Genomic DNA, 17,491 nt, shown 5'->3' with positions numbered 1-17,491 from the left:
TCGTCCATCGTCAGGTGATTTTTTTCGTTAAATACTCATATTTGGCATTCAATTTTTTTAACTGATACTTGGGTAAATGCTCGATTCCCAACGCCGCCCCAAAATCGACCGCCAACTCATACAATTCCGTCTCATCTTTTTTCGTCAGACTGTATTGTCGCGTGCTCAAAGAAAAATCATTTTTTTCTAACGCACGAGCGATCCCTTTCCAGTCATGCCAGAGCACTTCGTTTTTCAGCCACTCCTTACGTTTGGTCACATCGGGAATGTCTTCCACTTCGATTCCGTGCTTTTCTCGATAATGATCAATCAAGATCGTGATTTTGCGGTAATAATGGTCCTGTAATTTCTTTGAATAAAGTCCAATTGATTCCAGTAAAAAGACCGCATACTCTTGCCAAGTCATATGACTTGGCTTTCTCGTATTGTAATGCGCCAATAATCCCGTCTGGGCATACAATCGACCAAAATTGGCTCCTGACACGCGGTTGACGACCCGTTCCCACGTTTCCGGTTCCACCAGAGCATATTGGTATAAGCCTTTTCGTTGCTGCATACCATAAGGCTGACAGATTCGCATTTGATGAATCGGAACGCCATGATCATATAATTTTTCATAAAAGCCATTTATCGGCCAGTCAAAATGGGCATAGGCGCCCCAGACATCTTCTGTCTTCCAATCATAGATGGGGTAAAAATTGACGACCATGGAATCTGCTACTTGCCGTTTGATCCAGCATTGCTTCCGAAAGTTATACTTTGGCGAAGTTATCGACCGATATCGGTATAGACTTTCCTGTGTTCGGATGCCAACGCCACAAGCAACGGGTTCACACTGATGATAGTTTGCGTACCAGTGAGCAAAGTTTCGTAAGAACTTATCTGGATTCATATTTGCACTCTGATAGATTTCCATCAATGATTCATCTAAATCAGCAAGTGAAATCGCATCTTTTGGCATCATCTGTACCCACTTCTCACGTTCTTGTTCATCCCACATCAGCCATTGTGGCTGAAATACGCTAGTATTGTTGTCCTCGTAAAAGGGCAAACAGAAGTGAAAGGTTTGATTGATAGTTGGTAACGCTTTGATTTTTTCCATGAACGTTCTCGTAGCATCATAATTTGCCTCGATATCTAAAATCAGCAGATCAAAAGTTTTCTTTTTTTGTCGGGCGACTTGGTCAGCCAACTGAATCATGGCACCGCTATCTTTTCCACCACTGAAAGAGAAATAAACATGGGGAAAGGTATCAAAAATATATTCCAGGCGCGTCATCGCCGCTTCCAGCACATTATCCTTACAATATTTCTTCATAAAAGCTCATGTCCTCATTTTATTTGTCCTTTTTTTGAATAAGTATTACATTCTAGTATAAAGTTTCACTTAGCTTCTTACAAGGACTTAAGGGAGATTTTGCATTCGATACATGCAAATAATTGTTAGCTATCATTGCAATGTGTTCCCCATTGCTCACTACTGTTCCTAGTAATCAAGAAAAATAGTAGAAAAATTCCTTCTGAAACAAGTTTTATTGCTTTTCTTGATTCATTCAGCCAAAAGGGTTTGAAGGACTTTTTCAATACGCTTCACTTGTTTTTCATTGAAGTGGGACAGCCATTCTTGATCCGCAAGTAAACGCTGAATCTCTTGCTGAAGGTCTTTGTATCGACTGGCTTCCTGGATGTTTTCAGTCATTTTCAAGAAATTACTAATTTTTTCTCCTTTAGGCAGCAGTACATACTCTTGCTTGATCCCTTCAAACTTGTCTTCATGATCAATCACCAAAAGTTGAGTGATCAAATCATGAGCGATCCACCGATGATAGGAGTTTTTATGGGTATGCAATGCCCAGATCCGTTCCCATTCATCATAAATCAGCTCAGGGTTTTTAACGGCTACTTCTTTAATGATCAAATAACTATTAAAATACTCATTGATATGATTTTGACCATCAACGACATTCTCCACTAGCCTCTCTCTTACCTTTCGATCATCGATCGCCGTTTGCACAAACGGTTGGGGATCAAAGGATGTTGTCTGGAAATGACCTGCGATTTCTGGGTAGTCCATGCTTTCACCTTCTTTAAAAATTATAAGATTATTTTACAGGTTTGAACCTCTAAGTTTATTTTAACAGAATCTATGTGCGAAAAAAGTGGCTTTTATATTCCCCTTCTTTTATCAATCATCCATTCTGATAATGTAGGTAGACTAACGCCACTTTGAATATCATACTTTTTGGAAAACCCAATTTAAAATTGAAAACAGCTGGAAAGAATCCTTTCGATCCTTTATCCACTAACACTGCTATCTATTGATTTCTTCCGTTCGTCTATTGAGCGCTAGGAAAAGTGCAAGCTTCCTTTTATATCCTTTTCTGAAAGGAGCCCTTCACAAGAGAACCTGCTGGCAACTACTTTCTCGTTAAATTCCCAATGTCACTGACACAAAAAAGGAAGTCCCGCGTTCGGGACTTCCTAACGTTCTTTTCTCTTCAAATACTATTTCACGCATAGCTGCGAGATGCTGGATCACGCGTCCTTTCTCCGAATACCTCGGTCGGTAGGCATTTTGATCCATTGTTCTGGTGGACGCTTTCTGATTTTTTTTGGTGCAAACATCAGTTGAATAGTTCTTTTGACAAAGTTATTTCGGTATACGTTTTCCATAACTTCCACGCCCTTTTCAATTGATTTAGGAAGCGGTGACGTCGATCCTTCTTCCTATTTTTATTATAAGCCCCAATCCGGTACAAAACAAACAATTCAGCTGCTGTTTTCTCCCATTCGTTTAGATGAAATCTGTGGTTGCTGCTAAAAAAAGAGGCACATATTCTTGAATAAAGTTCAATAAGCCACCGCATATTTATTGAAAAAAATAATGAAAAATTGCAGAAAAAGATCGAAACTACTCGAGACAAACGCCAAAGGGCTGTGTTTTTGAATGAAAAATCGTTTCACTTTACTTTTTCTTAAATTTTAATTATTATTCTTTTGAAATAAGAATAATGAAGGAGATAAAAACATGGAAAAATACCAAGTGTTCCCTGGTCAAAACTATCAGGCAAATGTTATTGGCTTTACCGGTTTACAAGAAGTTAGTGTGATTCATGTTTACGAGAATACTGCAACTGTTCTAATCAAAGAAACAGCTGAAACAGGTGTTGCTAAGCTATGTAATTTTCTAGTTGGTGCCACACAATTAGTTAGTTGATCCTCTTTTATTAACCAAAACATGAGGAGCCATTTGCCATCCAACATGTTGTAGGAAAACGATTTGAAAGTAGTCCTTTGTGAGCTTGCTCTTTTCCTATTCATCAATTACAGCAGTATTTTTATTTATCTACTCAATATCTCTCTACTTTATATATAAATAGTGTTAGAATGAACAAAAGGAAACGTATCAGGCTTCCCCCAAGAGAATCTTCCCCAAGTACTCTTGTCTGATACGTTTCCTATTTTTGTGGCGAAAAAGCCACAGACCAATGGTAGCCCTTTACTCTGTGAAAAGCAAGCATTCAAAATTGATTTTTTCTTTATTTTTTTATTTTATCTCCTCAAATTCCCTTTAAAAATCAGGCAAAAACACACCTCTTGTAATAAGGTGTGTTCTTTTTTTGACAATGATTATTCACGAATAATAAGTTCATAAGGCAGAATGATCTGTTCTTGTTTTCTTTCTTGAAACAAGCGAAAGGCTTCTTTGCCGCACTGATTCAGATGAAACTCAACGGAAGAAAAATGCAGCATTTGACTGATAAGCAGGTTTTCTTGTCCAATCACGATGGGTGCTGTCCCGTGGGAGTATTGATTCAAAATCATTGCTGCGATTTCGTCTCCATTTGTGATCACCCCATCGATTCCTCGTTCTTTAAAAAAGGCTGCTGCGGAAATCCCGTCTTGTGCTTTGATACAATCCCAATAAATATCGGCTTCCGAAAAAGCAGGAAACAGCTCCTTGGCTTTTGCGATGGTATTGACTGAATTGCAGCTAAGACGTTTGCTGCGCCCGAGCGTCAGTCCCAAACGTTTTACGCCTTGTTCTTTTAAATAATTGATACTAGCTGTCACAGAGCCGACCAAGTCGATCGCAACGAAAGGAACAGCAGTACCGGTCGAATTTTCACAAAAAACGATCGGTCCTTTTTCCATGTAGGGATAAAACGTCTCGATATGATTTGCGCGGGTAATGACGATCAATCCGTCAAACCCTTTTGCAGCGAATTCTTCTAGATATTCTAGTTCCAATTTCCGATCAAAATTGGTCGGCAATAACGTCACTTTGTATTTTTTAGCAAAGGCTTCTTCCATAATGCCATTTAGAATCCCATCAAAAAAGGCGTGATTGACAAACGGCACGATGACCCCAATATTATAGGTTTTCCCCGAGCTGAGCTTTTGGGCGATCTTATTCGGTTTGTAATCCAGTTCTTCCATCACCGCCAAAATCGCTGCTCGCTTTTGCTCATCGACATAAGGATGGCCATTGATCACACGAGAGACTGTCGTGATCGAAAAACCAGTGATTTTTGCTATATCGCGTATCGTTGCCATTTCCTTCATTCCTATCTGTTTGTTTTACGATTGACCTAAGTCTACCATAGAAAATTTACTGATTCACTTTCGATAAATTTTCTGAAAAGGTCCCTTGGTTGATTGTACGGTATGAAACGAGTTTCATAGCAAGACTTAGACTCCTTGAAAATAAAAGAAATTTATTTATAAACAAAAACTGATTGCTTAGCAAGCTACAAGCGCTACTTAAGCAATCAGTTTTTCTACTGTTTACTGAATCATTTCTTTTGATAAGCTTTTACGTTTCTTCGTATACCTTCGCATCAGTAACTCGATGCCCTTATCCGCAAAGCGTTGCATATAGGCGGAAAAATTCAACAAGGCAATCAAGAGAATGAGGTTGAGATAGCTGGTATTGCCTAGGTTAAAGAGGTCACGACCGACGATCAAGGCAGCAAAGTACAAGATCTGGGTGCTGAAAAAAATCATCGTTCGATAGCTGTTGATAGCTGGATAGACCTTTTTCTGGATCAAGCGATAGTTCCAAGCGGTAAAAATAATGCTCATGATCGATAGAGCTTTGCTGCTACTGTTGAACCAATAGCCAAAGTTGATGATCAGCAGAGTTCCTACCGTAATCGTCAATGCTGTTGGAAAAGCATTTTTGAAAATCGTTGTCATAAATTCCCCTTTGATCCGATTGAAGTCTGGTTCAAAGTTTAAAAAGAAGGTCGGAATGCCGACAAAGCAGGCATTGATGATCGTTAATTGGATCGGCTCAAAAGGATATGTCGTTCCTGATAACAACGTCCCCATAGTGATCATGATGGAGAATAAGACTTGCACTAGCACCAATGAACCTGAGCGAGTAATGTTATTGATTACTCGGCGGCCTTCATCCATGACCGATGGCAAAGCATCGAATTGATTTTCCAAAAGCACCAAATTTGATACTTGACGCGCAGCATCGACACCGGAAGCCATCGCGATGGAACAGTCGGCTTCTTTCAGCGCCAAAACATCGTTGACGCCATCGCCAGTCATCGCGACAGTATGCCCTTGTTCTTTCAAGTAGAGTACCATTTCTTTCTTTTGTTGCGGCGTCACTCGACCAAAAATCTGATAGTTGCTGACAGCTTCTTTTAATTCGGCTGCAGTTAATTTTGATACATCGATAAAATCAGCAGCCCCTGGTAGATTGACTTTTTTCGCGATTTGACTGACTGTCACTGGATCATCGCCAGAGATGATCTTGCATTGGATTGCTTGTGAACGAAAATACTCCAAGGTCTCTTTGGCATCTTCACGGATCGTGTCTGACAGTAAATAAAATCCTAACGGTTCAATATCCGTCGGCAGTCCTGCCTCCTCATAGCCTTGCGCACTGTGCGCCAAAACGATCACCCGATAGCCTTCTTCTGCCAGCTGTCTTTCCTGTTTTAAGACAGCTTCATGGTTGGTTCCCAGTAAAATCGACGCAGCTCCGATGAAATAAGTGCCTTGCCCTTCAAACGTGACACAACTGAATTTGCGGTCAGATGAAAAGGGGATGACTTGCTGCATCTGGTAAGTCGTTTTTTCTGAAAAAAAGGTTCGTAGCGCCATTGCCGTTGGGTTCTGATCGGGTAGCTGAGCCATTAAGTTGCCGGTGATTTCTGCCAACGGTGTTTCCGATTGTAAGGAAATCGTCTTTTCCACCGTCATCTTGCCTTCGGTGATCGTGCCGGTTTTGTCTAAGCAAAGAACATCGACCCGTGCCAAAGCATCAATGCAGTTCAATTCCTGCACCATCACTTTTTTGCGCGCCAGATAGACGGCACTGATGGTCAATGTGACACTGGTCAATAAAAACAAACCTTCGGGGAACATCCCTACAGCTGCCGCCACCGTCCGTAAGATGGCGGTGTTGAAAGCCGCATGAGAGAAATAGAACTGTTTGACAAACAAGAGGGTACATAACGGTACCAAAATCAAGCTGATCCAACGAATGATTTTATTCAAACTGCCTTGGATCAAGTATTTTTGTCGTTTGATGGTCTTGGCTTCTTTGTTGATTTTTGCGATATAGTTATCAGCGCCTATGTGGATCACTTGGCACAACGCTTCACCAGCAGTGATAAAACTGCCAGAAAACAACTCGTCTGCTGGCTGTTTGTGGATCGTATCCATTTCACCAGTCAGCAAGGATTCATTGACTTCTAAAGATCCTTGAATGACTTTGGCATCCGTCGGCACTTGATCCCCGCTTTTCAGTCGTAACACATCATCCATTACGAGTTTGTGGATCGGCAAATTCTCCAGCTTACCATCCCGATAAACATCGGCTTTGGCAACTTTTAGCAGTGCCAGCTTATCTAGCGTTCGTTTGGAACGAACTTCTTGAAAGAGATTGATGATCACATTGCTGAAGACAACAAAGACGAACAAACCGTTTTGATAAGAACCCGTCAAACAGACGAGAAAGAATAGGACACAGTTGATTAAATTGAAAAAGGTAAAGATATTGGTAAACAGGATTTTCGGGTACGTATTCGTCGTATCCTTTTTTGTCTTATTGACTTGACCGCGCTGCACCCGCGCCTTGACTTCCCCTGACGTTAAGCCAATGGTTTGGTTGTTTTCGATGATCCTCACCCTTTCTAATCATAGTCATTTACTTTTCGTTTGCTGAATATTCAGCAAACGTGCATCGGACTTGGGAATGGTTTTGCGTTTTTTCTATAAAACCAATTGGCGGCGATTGCGTAAGTTACGCCATCATCTATCGGCTTTTTTCCGTAAAAAAACAAGTACTGTCTAAAATATAGCATACCCTTTTAAGTAATGGCGTTTCATTTTTGTCACCTTCGCGTCACTTTAGGAATTAAAATAACAGTTTATTTTGTTAACTCAACCCACTACACATCAAGCGATCACAGGCTTCATCGGTTGTTTCTTACGATGACACAAAACAAAAAAACAGCTGATCTTCACAGATCAACTGTTTAACAATTCTTTAAGTCAGCTTTTTCTAGCAGCTATTAGCAGCATCATTGGTCGGCGCATTTCGTCTTTCATTCCCGGTACTTCCAGTAATTCTTCTGGCGGCTGCGGCTCAATCACTTTTTCTAAAATGAAGCCGTTTTGCAATAAGGTCATTAAATAGGTTGTCAGGGTACGATGGTATTTGGTCACCGTTTCACCTAAAAATTGCGCTTCCCGCTTGCCTTCATAATAGTAATGATCGACTGGGAAATGCTGGATCCCCCCCTGCCTATCATACTGCCAATCTTGCGATCCTTCCGCAGTATAAACCGGATGCTCCACCGAAAATACGAGTACACCACCAGGTTTCAGCCAGACCGATATGCTTTTGATCAATGTTTCGAACGTTGCCACATAGTGAAACGCCAATGAACTTAAAACAACGTCTATTGTGGCTGGAGGAAGTGTCACTTCTTCCATTGCGACACATTGATACGTTATTTTCGGATCAGGGTGCCTTTTCTTGGCCTCCTCGAGCATCCGTTGAGATATGTCAGTTCCTAGTACTGCTGCCGCTCCATGGTTTACAGCATATTGGCAATGCCATCCATACCCGCAGCCTAAATCAAGTACCTGCTTTTTTTCGAAATCAGGCAACATTTTTTCTAGCGTCTGCCATTCCCCAGCTCCTTGCAGGCCTTTTTGCGAACGAGTCATTTCACTGTATTTCGTAAAAAACGTTTGGTCATCATATTTGTTTTCTTTCATCATTTGTTCCTCCCATGTAAATCGTTTTTTGCTGGTCTTGATCTACATGGGCTTAGGCAATTTTTTGGGAAATAATGCCACCACACATCAGCTTTTTCCTCCTTGCTCTGATTAACGCCATCATAGCACGATTTTCAGTCTCTCACAATTGATAGCAAGTCGCTGGCGCTTCTTTGCCATTGTTTCTCAATAAACCGTTTTTTTATGTACAGCAAAAAATCACACTATGAAAAGGGTGTGATTTTCCTGTTCGATTCATTCATTTCTCTATTGATCAATGCAGTGCTTCCTTTTTCCATTTTCGGATTTTCGTTCGGAAATTGGTAAAGGGTGCTACTGTATTGATATGGATCCATTTATAGACTGGCCACTGTGCTTTGGTGGTTGCCCAATCCCGTTGCCCTGCTTCAAACAATTCCTGATCGGATAAGCCTTCGATCCACTGGCAAAGTGCCGTCACCTTTTGGTCTAAGAGCTCTTGCTGCTGTGCTAAGGTCAAACTGCCATATGTCTGATAAAAGGATTGATACAATCCACCAAGGTTGTTCCATTTATACCCTTCAGCAGGTGTGTGAACGCTCATCCCTTGTTGTTCCTGTGTTTCCCATGACAATAACAAACTGACCCAGCCGATTTGGTAAGACAAATTTTCTGAAGGGGTCTTGTCGACACTTGCTATCCGTTGATTTCGTAACGCTTCGGGAATTTCAACAAATTCTTGGCGAAATTTTTGGTAACGTTCTGTGATCTCTTGGATCAAGTCTGCTTTGCTTTCGTACTGTCTCATTGACTGTCCTCCTATTCAGGAAAATGGTTACTCTTTGTCGCTTTCTTCAATGGCGATAAAAATCGTTACTTCGCCGTCTGGCGCATACTGTTCGAAATCAAAGGAATACCTGCGCTGCAACTGCTGGTTTTCTTCCTCTGACCAGACTTGACGCCAAGTAGTCAGAATGCCCTGCGCATCGCGCCAATCGACCGGATACTTTTTCCAAGTATATTTTTCTGTATCAAAGTCTGCTTGCTCCGTTTCTTCGAAACAAAGCGAAACGGCATAGTCTCCTTGATAGTTTGACTCATACTCGTGGTAAACGCAAGCGATGACCGTTCCTTTTTCTGCGGCTTTCTTGACCGCCTCGCTGTTTTTCCCCCATAAGCCAGTGATTTTTGCTTGAATCGCTGGATCAGTAAAATTATTGGTTCTTTCCGTTGCCATTATCGAAAATTTCATTGGAGTTCCTCCTTCTTTGTCTTTATGATACGATAGAAACCTAGACACCTTCTGTCAGTGTTTTATCATCTTTTTATAAAAGGAGTAAACCAAGTGAGCACGACACGCCTGTTCGGCCTTATCTACCACCTGTTGAATCATGAAAAAGCAACCACTTCTGAATTAGCCAAACAATTTGAAGTCTCGACTCGCACCATCACCAGAGATATCAATACCTTAAGCAGTATTGGCGTACCCATCTATACCGAAACGGGTCGAAATGGCGGCGTCTATTTGTTAAGCAGTTTTGTGTTGGATAAAGTGTTATTATCAGAGGAAGAACGGAAAAACCTGCTTTTGGCGTTGAAAGGGATTCGCCAGCTGACGCCACAGATCAGCGGAGAATCATTGGCAAAACTGCAATCCTTATTCCAGCAAAACGATGCAGACTGGCTAGAAGTTGATTTTTCCACTTGGCATCGGCGAGAAAACGGCAACGACACGTTTGATTTATTAAAAAAGAGTATTTTAAGGAACCACGTGATCACCTTTGACTATATCAGTAAACAGGGACCGCAAAAACGCGTCTGTCAGCCTTACAAACTGCTTTTTCGTTCGCAAGCATGGTATCTGCAAGCCTTCGACCAGCAAAAGAATGCCTTTCGGACATTTAAAATCAGCCGTATGAGTCAGGTCCGCGTCACTGAACAGCATTTTTTTCCGGTCACTGCGCCTAATTCTGCCATTGAATTGACTGTTGACACCTATCCCGCTCGTCTATTCTTTCAAGCCGACGTTCTTTATCGGGTATATGATGAGTTCGATCATCAGGATATTACTTTGACGGAGGAAGGCACTGCTGTGGTTACCGTTGATTTACCCGAGGAAAGCTGGGTGGTGCCCTATTTGTTCTCTTTTGGAAAAAGCCTACGCATTTTAAGTCCCCCTCGACTAAAGAATCGTTACCAAGAAGAAGTTGCTGCGATTTATGCCAATTTGACTGAGAACGAGGGTGCGAACTGATTTTTCAAGAAATGGATCCCTATTGAAAGGAGTGTTTGATTTGAAAGAAGTGATCGTAGACTATGGCGGGGTTTCGCTAGCCCGCCTTTGCCAGCAGTTGGAAGAACAGCAGATTCACTTAAACGCGTATGCCAACCAGCTCTTGCGCCATCCCCACCTCTCCCTCAGTGCCGATAAACAGCGTACTACTTGTGTGATTGTTTCCCTTAAAGAACTGGGACTCACACAAGGTGGCTCGTTGACGGAGATTTTTGCAGCTGCACCTTCTTATGGACTGACCGATTGTACATTGGAAATGGCCTTACACTTTCGCCTCAGTTATCATCAACTGGCAAATAGCACCGGACTGAAATCCCAAGGAAAAGCGCCAGCTGCCGCAATCACGATCGCTTCTATGCCTTTGGAGAAAACCGACGATTTCCCCAAAGGATTCTACGTTCGCCGCATCGATGGTTGTGACTGGTTGCGGGGCTATACTTGCGATGCACGCCACCAGTTTGCACCGGATGACCTGTTTTTGTTTCAACGACGAGACCCGTTGTCAGAGACCTTCAACTGAAGGGGGAACAAATAGTTACCAATCAAACGTCCCCATTTACCCTTACTGCAATCATTCTGCAAGATAGGGAGAATCCAAAAGGACGAAAGGAGAAATAGATGAACTTAATACCAATGAAAGACAGCGACTACGCTGCCTACTTAGCCAATGCTGTTTTCGAATACGCCAATGACAAAGTCCAAGCAGGCACATGGGCCAAAGACGAGGCCCTCTCCCTCGCCAAAGAAAGCTTTGCTTCTTTACTTCCTCAAGGGACTGCCACTGAAAACAATCACTTGTTTTCTTTATTTGCAGCTGATTTTAGTGAACCGATCGGGGTGATTTGGATCAACACAGCTGCCCAGAAAGCCTTCATCTATGACTTTATCATCGAGGAAGACCAGCGAGGAAAAGGCTATGGAACCAAAGCGTTACAAGCTTTGGAAAAGTGGGCGATCCAGCAAGGCATCACTGAGATCGGCTTGCACGTTTTTGCCCATAATCAATCTGCGTATCAGCTATACAAAAAAATGGGCTATTTGGAAACAGATATTACGATGGTTCGACGTTTCGCTGAATGAGTAGTGTTGAATAGGCCCGATCATTAGTACGAAAAAATTGATCGATCAGTTCCGAGCCAAACAAAAAGAAACGACGAAAAATCATCGTTTCTTTTTGTTTCTATTTACAGAAAACTACTCTTTCAGTTGTGGCTTCTTCAAAAGTATCGCCATTGTTGAATCTTCTTCGCTATAAGGACTGCCTTTAGCATCGCCAAATACCTCACAGATATCAAAGCCTGCAGCCTGAACTTCCCTCAGCAATGCATCTTTTGTAAAATAGGTCGTCCATAAGTAATAATTTGTGGTCTCACCTTCTGCTAAAATCGTTGTTTGCTCCAGCAAGACGTGATCAGGATATTTCCATCGTTGATATAGCACAAGATGGGGCTCCCCCCGCCAAAACCCTTCTGATTCGTGACTTTCCCAGGTCTGCTCTTCATTAAGCGTTAAAAACTGTTCAATCGTAAATACATCGAACAAAAATTTGCCACCCGGTTTTAGATGCGCCAGCACATTTTTTAGCAGTAGTTTGCGTTCCTCTGGATTTAAGGCACCATAGTCGCAATAAATCAAGGTAATAAAATCAAATTGCTGAGGCAATGCCATCTCCAAATAGTTATCAAATAGATAGGTAATATTTAGTTCCCGCTTATTCGCAGAATCTCTCGCATAGGTAAGGGATCTTCTGGAGTAATCAACGCCTGTCACTTCATAGCCCAGCGCTGCAAATTTTTCCGCGTAGATCCCTGGTCCGCAGCCGATATCAAGAAGTTGCGTCTGTTTTTCTGGCGGAACAAGGCGACTGATCCATCGAACGGATTCGTTGATAAAGTCAACCTTTCTACTAGCTCCCTCAAAATCAGGATCCAAATGAGCCTTTAACATTTGCTTGGAAATATACGCATCGTCCCAAAACGCCTCTGCCATTTTTTTATAGAGCGGTGGCCGCTCGATTGCCTTTCTCAATTCTTGGTACATCTTATTTTCCCCTTTCAAAATAATTGAAAAACAAAAAAGACCGCAGATTTCACTCTGCGGTCAACCTTCAAACGATGAAGATCAAAAAGCGAAGAGTAAAATAAAATCAATGATAGGCACTTCAAATAAAACTGCATGCAGTCAATTTTTTGCCTATGAAATTGATTTTATTTACTCTTTTCCAGTCCTACCCCTGTTAACGAAGGAATAACAGCAGATAGGCCGGAGCCATCACCTTTTTCTCTTGTTTTTCTGCTTTTAGTTTAGAAGGCGCTAGTCGATTTGTCAATGGGAATCGCCTGCTTTCCTTCGATAAAAGAAGTTCTTACTGCAATTCACACCTTGCCTAACAAAAAAACTGCATCAAACTACGTCTTTGCTTACTGTCGCCTGCTGATTTTTTCAACAGGAAGCTGGATCTCAGTCAGCCCTTCCTCTTCACTTTCTTTATTCCAAATACCATCAATATAGCTTTCACGAAAAGGCACTGTGATTCGATAGCCGTTGTTTTCAACAAACTGGATAACTGCAGCATAGGCTTTCGGAAATTCTGCATAGGCTCCTCTATGGACCGTACAAACTGCTTCTGGTACTTCTTCTATCTGCCACTATCTTGTGATGTATAAGAAACAGCCCCCTCACTTTATCTCCACCAATCCTATTGGTCAAAAATAGTACGACCAGCGGTATTCCAATACCAAAAAGGTCAGTTGATCAATTGTTTTGCGTCCATTGATTTCTTTTGACAGCCCAGCAACCTCGATCATTTTCTACAGAAATCGCCCTATTCTACTAAAGCATACTGGCTCCTCTTGAGGGAGAGTCAATAGCAGATTCGCTTTTTTCATGACGAACAAACTCATGCTCATTGGTTAACCAAACGTGGCTTTTTCTTTTTTGTACCTATTCGCATCAATATTTAAATCACAATTAACTATTTTTAATTCCTGACCTTGTTTTTTTCTTCTATCTCCACTATATTTGTGGGTAACCCTATTTATTTCTATGTAGAGAGGATGTTCCCCTTGAATTATCCCTTATTAAATGAACAAATGCCTCAGACCATCATTCGTGTTTGGCGGTTGCGAAGGATTACGTCACTGATTATTTTCAGCCTGATTTTCGCTGCTTCTTTTTGGTTTCTAGCCACGCAAAACTGGCTGCATTTCTGGGTGATCACCCTTTGGTCAAGCTTATTGGCGCTGACTTTGATCAGCCATCTGCTTTCTTTTGTGCTAATGAACTACCGTTACAAATTCCATCGCTACGAGATTCAAGAAAATGATATCGCCATTCAACACGGCTATCTATTTCGCAGCACCACGTATATTCCGATCCGCCGAATTCAGCATATCGAAACAGACCAAGGGATCTTTTTGCGAAAATACTCCTTAGTCTCCTTACAGATTCATACGGCTGCCACCAACCACACCATTGAAGGCCTACCAGTGGCGCAAGCCGAACGCTTGCGAGAAACCATTATGACTTTAGTCGAGGTGGTCAAAGATGATCTATGAAAAACAACGACTGCCGTTGCTGTGCATTGGCCTTTACTGGTTCAAAAATTGCAAAAATTTTCTGGTACTAGCGTTTCTGCTTGTATTCAAATTATTCAACGACGTCCCTTCTTTGCCGATGATTCTGGGCGGCATTCTGCTATTTTTACTGGTGTGTCTGATTTTTGCGGTACTGTCTTACGCCCGCTTTACCTTTCAAATCGATCAAACGAGTGTACTAGTCAACAAAGGACTCTTTATCCAAAAACAAACGATTTTGCCATTTGAACGCATCCAAACCATTCAAGAGAATCATTACTTTTATTTACGTCCATTTAAATTAGCTGAAGTGAAATTGGAAAGCGCCGCAAGTTCGAGTGGCGAAGCCGAAATTCTTTTCCCAGCGTTGCCGCTGGCTCTCATTGCCTCCATCGAAGCGTCAAAAAAAGCAGCTGCAACACCACAAGAGCCGACTGCCCAAGCAACTAGTGGAGAAGAACCAACCAATAATTACGCTACTGTTTTTTCGGGTGAGGAAACAGCAAATCCGCCGTTAGAAACATTCACTTTGAAATTCAAGGAGATTTTCTTGTTTTCTCTCACTGATTTTTCTGTTTTCACCTTGGTTCTAGTCATCGGCTACAACGTGATCGACAACATTCCCAATCTCTTTACCTATGCATCGGATTTGCAGCAACTCGGCCTTTTATTTGGTGCTGCGCTTTTGCTGGGGCTGTTAATTTTGTTTTTCTTTCTTGCGATTGCTAGAAATATTTTCCGCTATTATGGCTTTACGGTGGAAACGAACCAACAACAGCTGCTGATCACGCAAGGCTTGTTTTCTAAACGACACCAAACGATTCCCCTCGCTAGGATCCAAGGGCTAAGTGTCGAACAAAATCTTTATCGCCGAATCTTTCATCTAAGCTCCGTCAAGTTACTGCTGGCTGCTGGCAGTTCTTCAGAAAGCGATGATACGGTCTATCTGTTCCCCATTTTGAAAGAGGCGCAGCTGACCGAAACATTGGCCCGCTTTTTACCTGAATGGTCGTTTCAACAAACTGCTCTAGTGAAAAATCCGCGACCCAACTTTTGGTACTTTTGCCATTGGCCACTGCTTATCGGGCTGCTTGTTGTAGGAATCTCCGCCTTCTTTTTCTGGTGGTTAGCGCTGATTTTCTTCGTGTTCTTTGGCTCCTTCGTGTTATCAAGCATCTGGCGGGGCAAAATACAAGGGTATCAATTTTTAGATAACCATGTATTGTTGTGTCAAACGATTCGCGGCTTAACAAAGGTGACCGCTTATCTGAAGAAAAATAAAATCCAAGATTTCACCGTCACCACGACGTATTGGCAGCACAAAAAAGGGCTGGGCAAGTCACAGTTGACCATCAAAACCGAAGATACCTTCACCGAAAGTAAGCTGTTCTACTTCCCATTAACCGAAGCAGAAAAGTTACGGCGCTGGTTTTTGTCTTAGTTCACACAAAAAAACGTCAAACAGCAAGACTTACGCGCTGTTTGACGTTTTTTCGCAAGACCTGAAAGGAATGAAAAGGAAGCATCAACCATTGATTCGTTGATGCTTCCTTTTTCTATTCCCTGACCTTCCCCTCAACTATTTGCTGCTTGATTGAAGCAGCATCTAAGCCATATTCTTTTTGCAGGAAATCGGGTGTGCCGACTTGGCCAAATCGTTCGTTGACACCAATACGTTTTAAGGGAACAGCACTGCCAGTTTCAGCAAGCACTTCGGCGACGGCACTCCCTAGTCCACCGGTGATAGAATGATTTTCGATGGTGATGACTTGCCGTTTTCCCTGAACTTCGCGGATGATCAATTCTTTATCGATCGGTTTGATGGTGAACATGTCGATCACTTCGCAGCTGATTCCTATTTCTGCTAATTCTTCTGCCACTTGCAGTGTTTCAGAAACCAGTTGGCCACTGGCAATCAACAACAGTTCATCGCCTGGTCTTAAAACATTGCCTTTCCCTAGTTCAAAGGTCGAGCCTTTTTCATAAATCGTTGGAACAGCTTTCCGATTGCCTCGTACGTAATGAACGCCGGATAATTGGCTAAAGGTTTTTATGATCCACGCCATTTGGACTTCATCCGCTGCATCGCAGACGATCGATTGGGGAATCATTCGCATCAAAGCCACATCTTCCCATGTCGTATGGGTGCCGCCGTTGTGTCCGACTGCAAACCCCGGATCAGAACCGTAAATATTGATCGTATTGCCGCCATAGCCGCCAGAAATAAACAGCTGATCGAATACCCGGCGCGTTGCAAATGGCCCAAAAGTGTGGATAAAAGGTGTATAGCCAGTTAAACTCAAGCCAGCAGCGACGCCAACCATATTGGCTTCCGCGATCCCCATGTTGATAAAGCGTTGGGGATGTTTGTTGGCAATCGCTGTCCAGCCGCTGGCAGAGCCAAGGTCGGCATCCAACGCAACTAGCTGGTTATTTTCATCCATGAGTTCCACCAATGTGTCAACGACACATGTTCGCAGCTCTTTACCAGTAGCAGTGGTTTTGCTTAATGTAAACATGCCTTAGCGTCCTCCTTCGATTTTTATCGTCAACTCTTTGATTGCCGCTTCTGCCGCTTGATTGATTTCATCCGTGGTAAACTTCACGGAGTGATTGGCATCTAATTCTTCAAAGAAAGGAACGCCTTGTCCTTTCACGCTGTCCAAGACAATGCAAACCGCTTGGTCTTCGATCGCTTTGCAGCGCTCGATTGCCTCATCAATGGCTTGCATGTCTGCTCCTGGAACTTTTTCTGTATAAAAGCCAAATGCAGTCATCTTCTGCTGGATGTCAAAGGGATCAAGAATGTCTTTGGTTGGCCCATCTAGCTGTTTTTTATTGTCATCAATAATGACGATACAGTGATTCAGTTTGAAGTGGGCAATGTATTGGAAGGCTTCCCAGCACTGTCCTTCATTTAGTTCGCCGTCCCCGACGATCAAATAAACAAAATTGTCCTTCCCTGCCAAGCGCAGACCCGTCGCGATCCCGGCAGCCATGGAAGTCCCCTGCCCCAGTGAACCTGTGGTGGCATCAACCCCCGGCGTTTTCCAGCGATCCGGATGGGAAGGCAGTCTCGTGCCGCCCTCATTGATCGTCCATAACCACGACCGATCAAAATAGCCCGTATTTGCTAATGCACTGTACAGTGCGGCGCCAGCATGTCCTTTTGATAAAACGAGTCGGTCACGATCCGCCCACTGTGGATCTTGTGGATTGACCCGCAGCTGTTTGCCGTACAAAACGGCCAATAATTCAACAATTGAAAAGGAACCGCCCAGATGGCCTTGCCCCATTTTCTTGATGCTGCAAAGGGTATCTAAACGAATCTTTGCCGCTAATCTTTCGAGTTCGTGGTATTCTTGTTCACTGATTGCCACTATTTATCCCTCCA

The 17,491-nt window shown here is 42.6% G+C and carries 17 protein-coding genes; 6 read left to right on the top strand and 11 right to left on the bottom strand.

The genetic code is table 11. The features are described from left to right. Positions 1-10 precede the first annotated feature (10 nt). Together IGJ12_RS02760 and IGJ12_RS02755 are read right to left on the bottom strand one after the other, a co-directional pair. A complete protein-coding gene (locus IGJ12_RS02760) occupies positions 11-1,318 on the bottom strand; it encodes a DUF3440 domain-containing protein (protein WP_008377955.1) in 1,308 nt (435 codons plus the stop codon). A gap of 231 nt (positions 1,319-1,549) precedes the next feature. Then, positions 1,550-2,074, bottom strand: a complete 525-nt coding sequence (locus IGJ12_RS02755; protein WP_430619317.1) for a hypothetical protein — start codon at positions 2,072-2,074, stop codon at positions 1,550-1,552. Positions 2,075-3,028: 954 nt separating this feature from the next. Here IGJ12_RS02755 and IGJ12_RS02750 point away from each other — a divergent pair. Beyond that, on the top strand, positions 3,029-3,217 hold the full coding sequence (locus IGJ12_RS02750) for a hypothetical protein (protein ID WP_005227564.1): 189 nt from the start codon (positions 3,029-3,031) through the stop codon (positions 3,215-3,217). 413 nt (positions 3,218-3,630) lie between these two features. Here IGJ12_RS02750 and IGJ12_RS02745 read toward each other — a convergent pair whose 3' ends face one another. The 5 genes from IGJ12_RS02745 to IGJ12_RS02725 all read right to left on the bottom strand — a co-directional run bounded on the left by IGJ12_RS02745 (position 3,631) and on the right by IGJ12_RS02725 (position 9,481). Continuing rightward, positions 3,631-4,557, bottom strand: coding sequence for a LacI family DNA-binding transcriptional regulator (locus IGJ12_RS02745; protein ID WP_008377949.1), 927 nt, complete (start codon positions 4,555-4,557; stop codon positions 3,631-3,633). A gap of 231 nt (positions 4,558-4,788) precedes the next feature. Then, a complete protein-coding gene (locus tag IGJ12_RS02740) occupies positions 4,789-7,152 on the bottom strand; it encodes an HAD-IC family P-type ATPase (RefSeq protein WP_144330642.1) in 2,364 nt (787 codons plus the stop codon). Between the two features lie 366 nt (positions 7,153-7,518). Further along, a complete protein-coding gene (locus IGJ12_RS02735) occupies positions 7,519-8,250 on the bottom strand; it encodes a class I SAM-dependent methyltransferase (RefSeq protein ID WP_061053754.1) in 732 nt (243 codons plus the stop codon). A gap of 274 nt (positions 8,251-8,524) precedes the next feature. After that, entirely contained in the window at positions 8,525-9,037 is a 513-nt protein-coding gene (locus tag IGJ12_RS02730) for a ClbS/DfsB family four-helix bundle protein (protein WP_061053753.1), read from the bottom strand. A gap of 27 nt (positions 9,038-9,064) precedes the next feature. Continuing rightward, on the bottom strand, positions 9,065-9,481 hold the full coding sequence (locus tag IGJ12_RS02725; RefSeq protein ID WP_430619316.1) for an effector binding domain-containing protein: 417 nt from the start codon (positions 9,479-9,481) through the stop codon (positions 9,065-9,067). 93 nt (positions 9,482-9,574) lie between these two features. Between IGJ12_RS02725 and IGJ12_RS02720 the strand changes: the two genes are divergently transcribed. The 3 genes from IGJ12_RS02720 to IGJ12_RS02710 all read left to right on the top strand — a co-directional run bounded on the left by IGJ12_RS02720 (position 9,575) and on the right by IGJ12_RS02710 (position 11,602). Beyond that, positions 9,575-10,483, top strand: a complete 909-nt coding sequence (locus tag IGJ12_RS02720; protein ID WP_430619315.1) for a helix-turn-helix transcriptional regulator — start codon at positions 9,575-9,577, stop codon at positions 10,481-10,483. Then, entirely contained in the window at positions 10,473-11,042 is a 570-nt protein-coding gene (locus IGJ12_RS02715; protein WP_035006572.1) for a hypothetical protein, read from the top strand. The genes IGJ12_RS02720 and IGJ12_RS02715 overlap by 11 nt, the downstream gene beginning before the upstream one ends. A 98-nt stretch (positions 11,043-11,140) precedes the next feature. Then, positions 11,141-11,602, top strand: a complete 462-nt coding sequence (locus tag IGJ12_RS02710; RefSeq protein ID WP_005232035.1) for a GNAT family N-acetyltransferase — start codon at positions 11,141-11,143, stop codon at positions 11,600-11,602. Positions 11,603-11,716: 114 nt separating this feature from the next. Here the strand turns inward: IGJ12_RS02710 and IGJ12_RS02705 are convergent, their stop codons facing one another. Next, a complete protein-coding gene (locus IGJ12_RS02705) occupies positions 11,717-12,562 on the bottom strand; it encodes a class I SAM-dependent methyltransferase (RefSeq protein ID WP_016611319.1) in 846 nt (281 codons plus the stop codon). Between the two features lie 380 nt (positions 12,563-12,942). After that, positions 12,943-13,086 carry a hypothetical protein gene (locus IGJ12_RS02700; protein ID WP_430619581.1) on the bottom strand — a complete coding sequence of 48 codons (144 nt, stop codon included), beginning with the start codon at positions 13,084-13,086 and terminating at the stop codon, positions 12,943-12,945. A 501-nt stretch (positions 13,087-13,587) separates the two neighbouring features. Between IGJ12_RS02700 and IGJ12_RS02695 the strand changes: the two genes are divergently transcribed. Both IGJ12_RS02695 and IGJ12_RS02690 read left to right on the top strand, forming a co-directional pair. After that, on the top strand, positions 13,588-14,079 hold the full coding sequence (locus IGJ12_RS02695) for a PH domain-containing protein (RefSeq protein ID WP_008377928.1): 492 nt from the start codon (positions 13,588-13,590) through the stop codon (positions 14,077-14,079). Further along, positions 14,069-15,538: a PH domain-containing protein gene (locus IGJ12_RS02690; RefSeq protein WP_430619314.1), complete on the top strand. Its 1,470-nt coding sequence runs from the start codon at positions 14,069-14,071 to the stop codon at positions 15,536-15,538. Before IGJ12_RS02695 ends, IGJ12_RS02690 begins: the two co-directional genes overlap by 11 nt. Before the next feature lie 115 nt (positions 15,539-15,653). Here the strand turns inward: IGJ12_RS02690 and IGJ12_RS02685 are convergent, their stop codons facing one another. Further along, positions 15,654-16,616: a transketolase family protein gene (locus IGJ12_RS02685; protein ID WP_430619313.1), complete on the bottom strand. Its 963-nt coding sequence runs from the start codon at positions 16,614-16,616 to the stop codon at positions 15,654-15,656. 3 nt (positions 16,617-16,619) lie between these two features. Continuing rightward, positions 16,620-17,477 carry a transketolase gene (locus IGJ12_RS02680; RefSeq protein ID WP_008377922.1) on the bottom strand — a complete coding sequence of 286 codons (858 nt, stop codon included), beginning with the start codon at positions 17,475-17,477 and terminating at the stop codon, positions 16,620-16,622. Between the last annotated feature and the right edge of the window lie 14 nt (positions 17,478-17,491).

Source organism: Enterococcus sp. DIV0802b, from assembly GCF_050543535.1.
Taxonomy (GTDB): domain Bacteria; phylum Bacillota; class Bacilli; order Lactobacillales; family Enterococcaceae; genus Enterococcus_D; species Enterococcus_D entomosocium.
The sequence above is the reverse complement of the archived record's forward strand: the minus strand, read 5'-3'. Positions and strand labels throughout refer to the sequence as shown.

What these genes read in the sequence shown, in the direction of transcription:
- IGJ12_RS02760 (WP_008377955.1), bottom strand. Translation starts at nt 1,318, where the DNA reads ATGAAGAAATATTGTAAGGATAATGTGCTGGAAGCGGCGATGACGCGC.
- IGJ12_RS02755 (WP_430619317.1), bottom strand. Translation starts at nt 2,074, where the DNA reads ATGGACTACCCAGAAATCGCAGGTCATTTCCAGACAACATCCTTTGAT.
- IGJ12_RS02750 (WP_005227564.1), top strand. Translation starts at nt 3,029, where the DNA reads ATGGAAAAATACCAAGTGTTCCCTGGTCAAAACTATCAGGCAAATGTT.
- IGJ12_RS02745 (WP_008377949.1), bottom strand. Translation starts at nt 4,557, where the DNA reads ATGGCAACGATACGCGATATAGCAAAAATCACTGGTTTTTCGATCACG.
- IGJ12_RS02735 (WP_061053754.1), bottom strand. Translation starts at nt 8,250, where the DNA reads ATGAAAGAAAACAAATATGATGACCAAACGTTTTTTACGAAATACAGT.
- IGJ12_RS02730 (WP_061053753.1), bottom strand. Translation starts at nt 9,037, where the DNA reads ATGAGACAGTACGAAAGCAAAGCAGACTTGATCCAAGAGATCACAGAA.
- IGJ12_RS02725 (WP_430619316.1), bottom strand. Translation starts at nt 9,481, where the DNA reads ATGAAATTTTCGATAATGGCAACGGAAAGAACCAATAATTTTACTGAT.
- IGJ12_RS02710 (WP_005232035.1), top strand. Translation starts at nt 11,141, where the DNA reads ATGAACTTAATACCAATGAAAGACAGCGACTACGCTGCCTACTTAGCC.
- IGJ12_RS02705 (WP_016611319.1), bottom strand. Translation starts at nt 12,562, where the DNA reads ATGTACCAAGAATTGAGAAAGGCAATCGAGCGGCCACCGCTCTATAAA.
- IGJ12_RS02690 (WP_430619314.1), top strand. Translation starts at nt 14,069, where the DNA reads ATGATCTATGAAAAACAACGACTGCCGTTGCTGTGCATTGGCCTTTAC.
- IGJ12_RS02685 (WP_430619313.1), bottom strand. Translation starts at nt 16,616, where the DNA reads ATGTTTACATTAAGCAAAACCACTGCTACTGGTAAAGAGCTGCGAACA.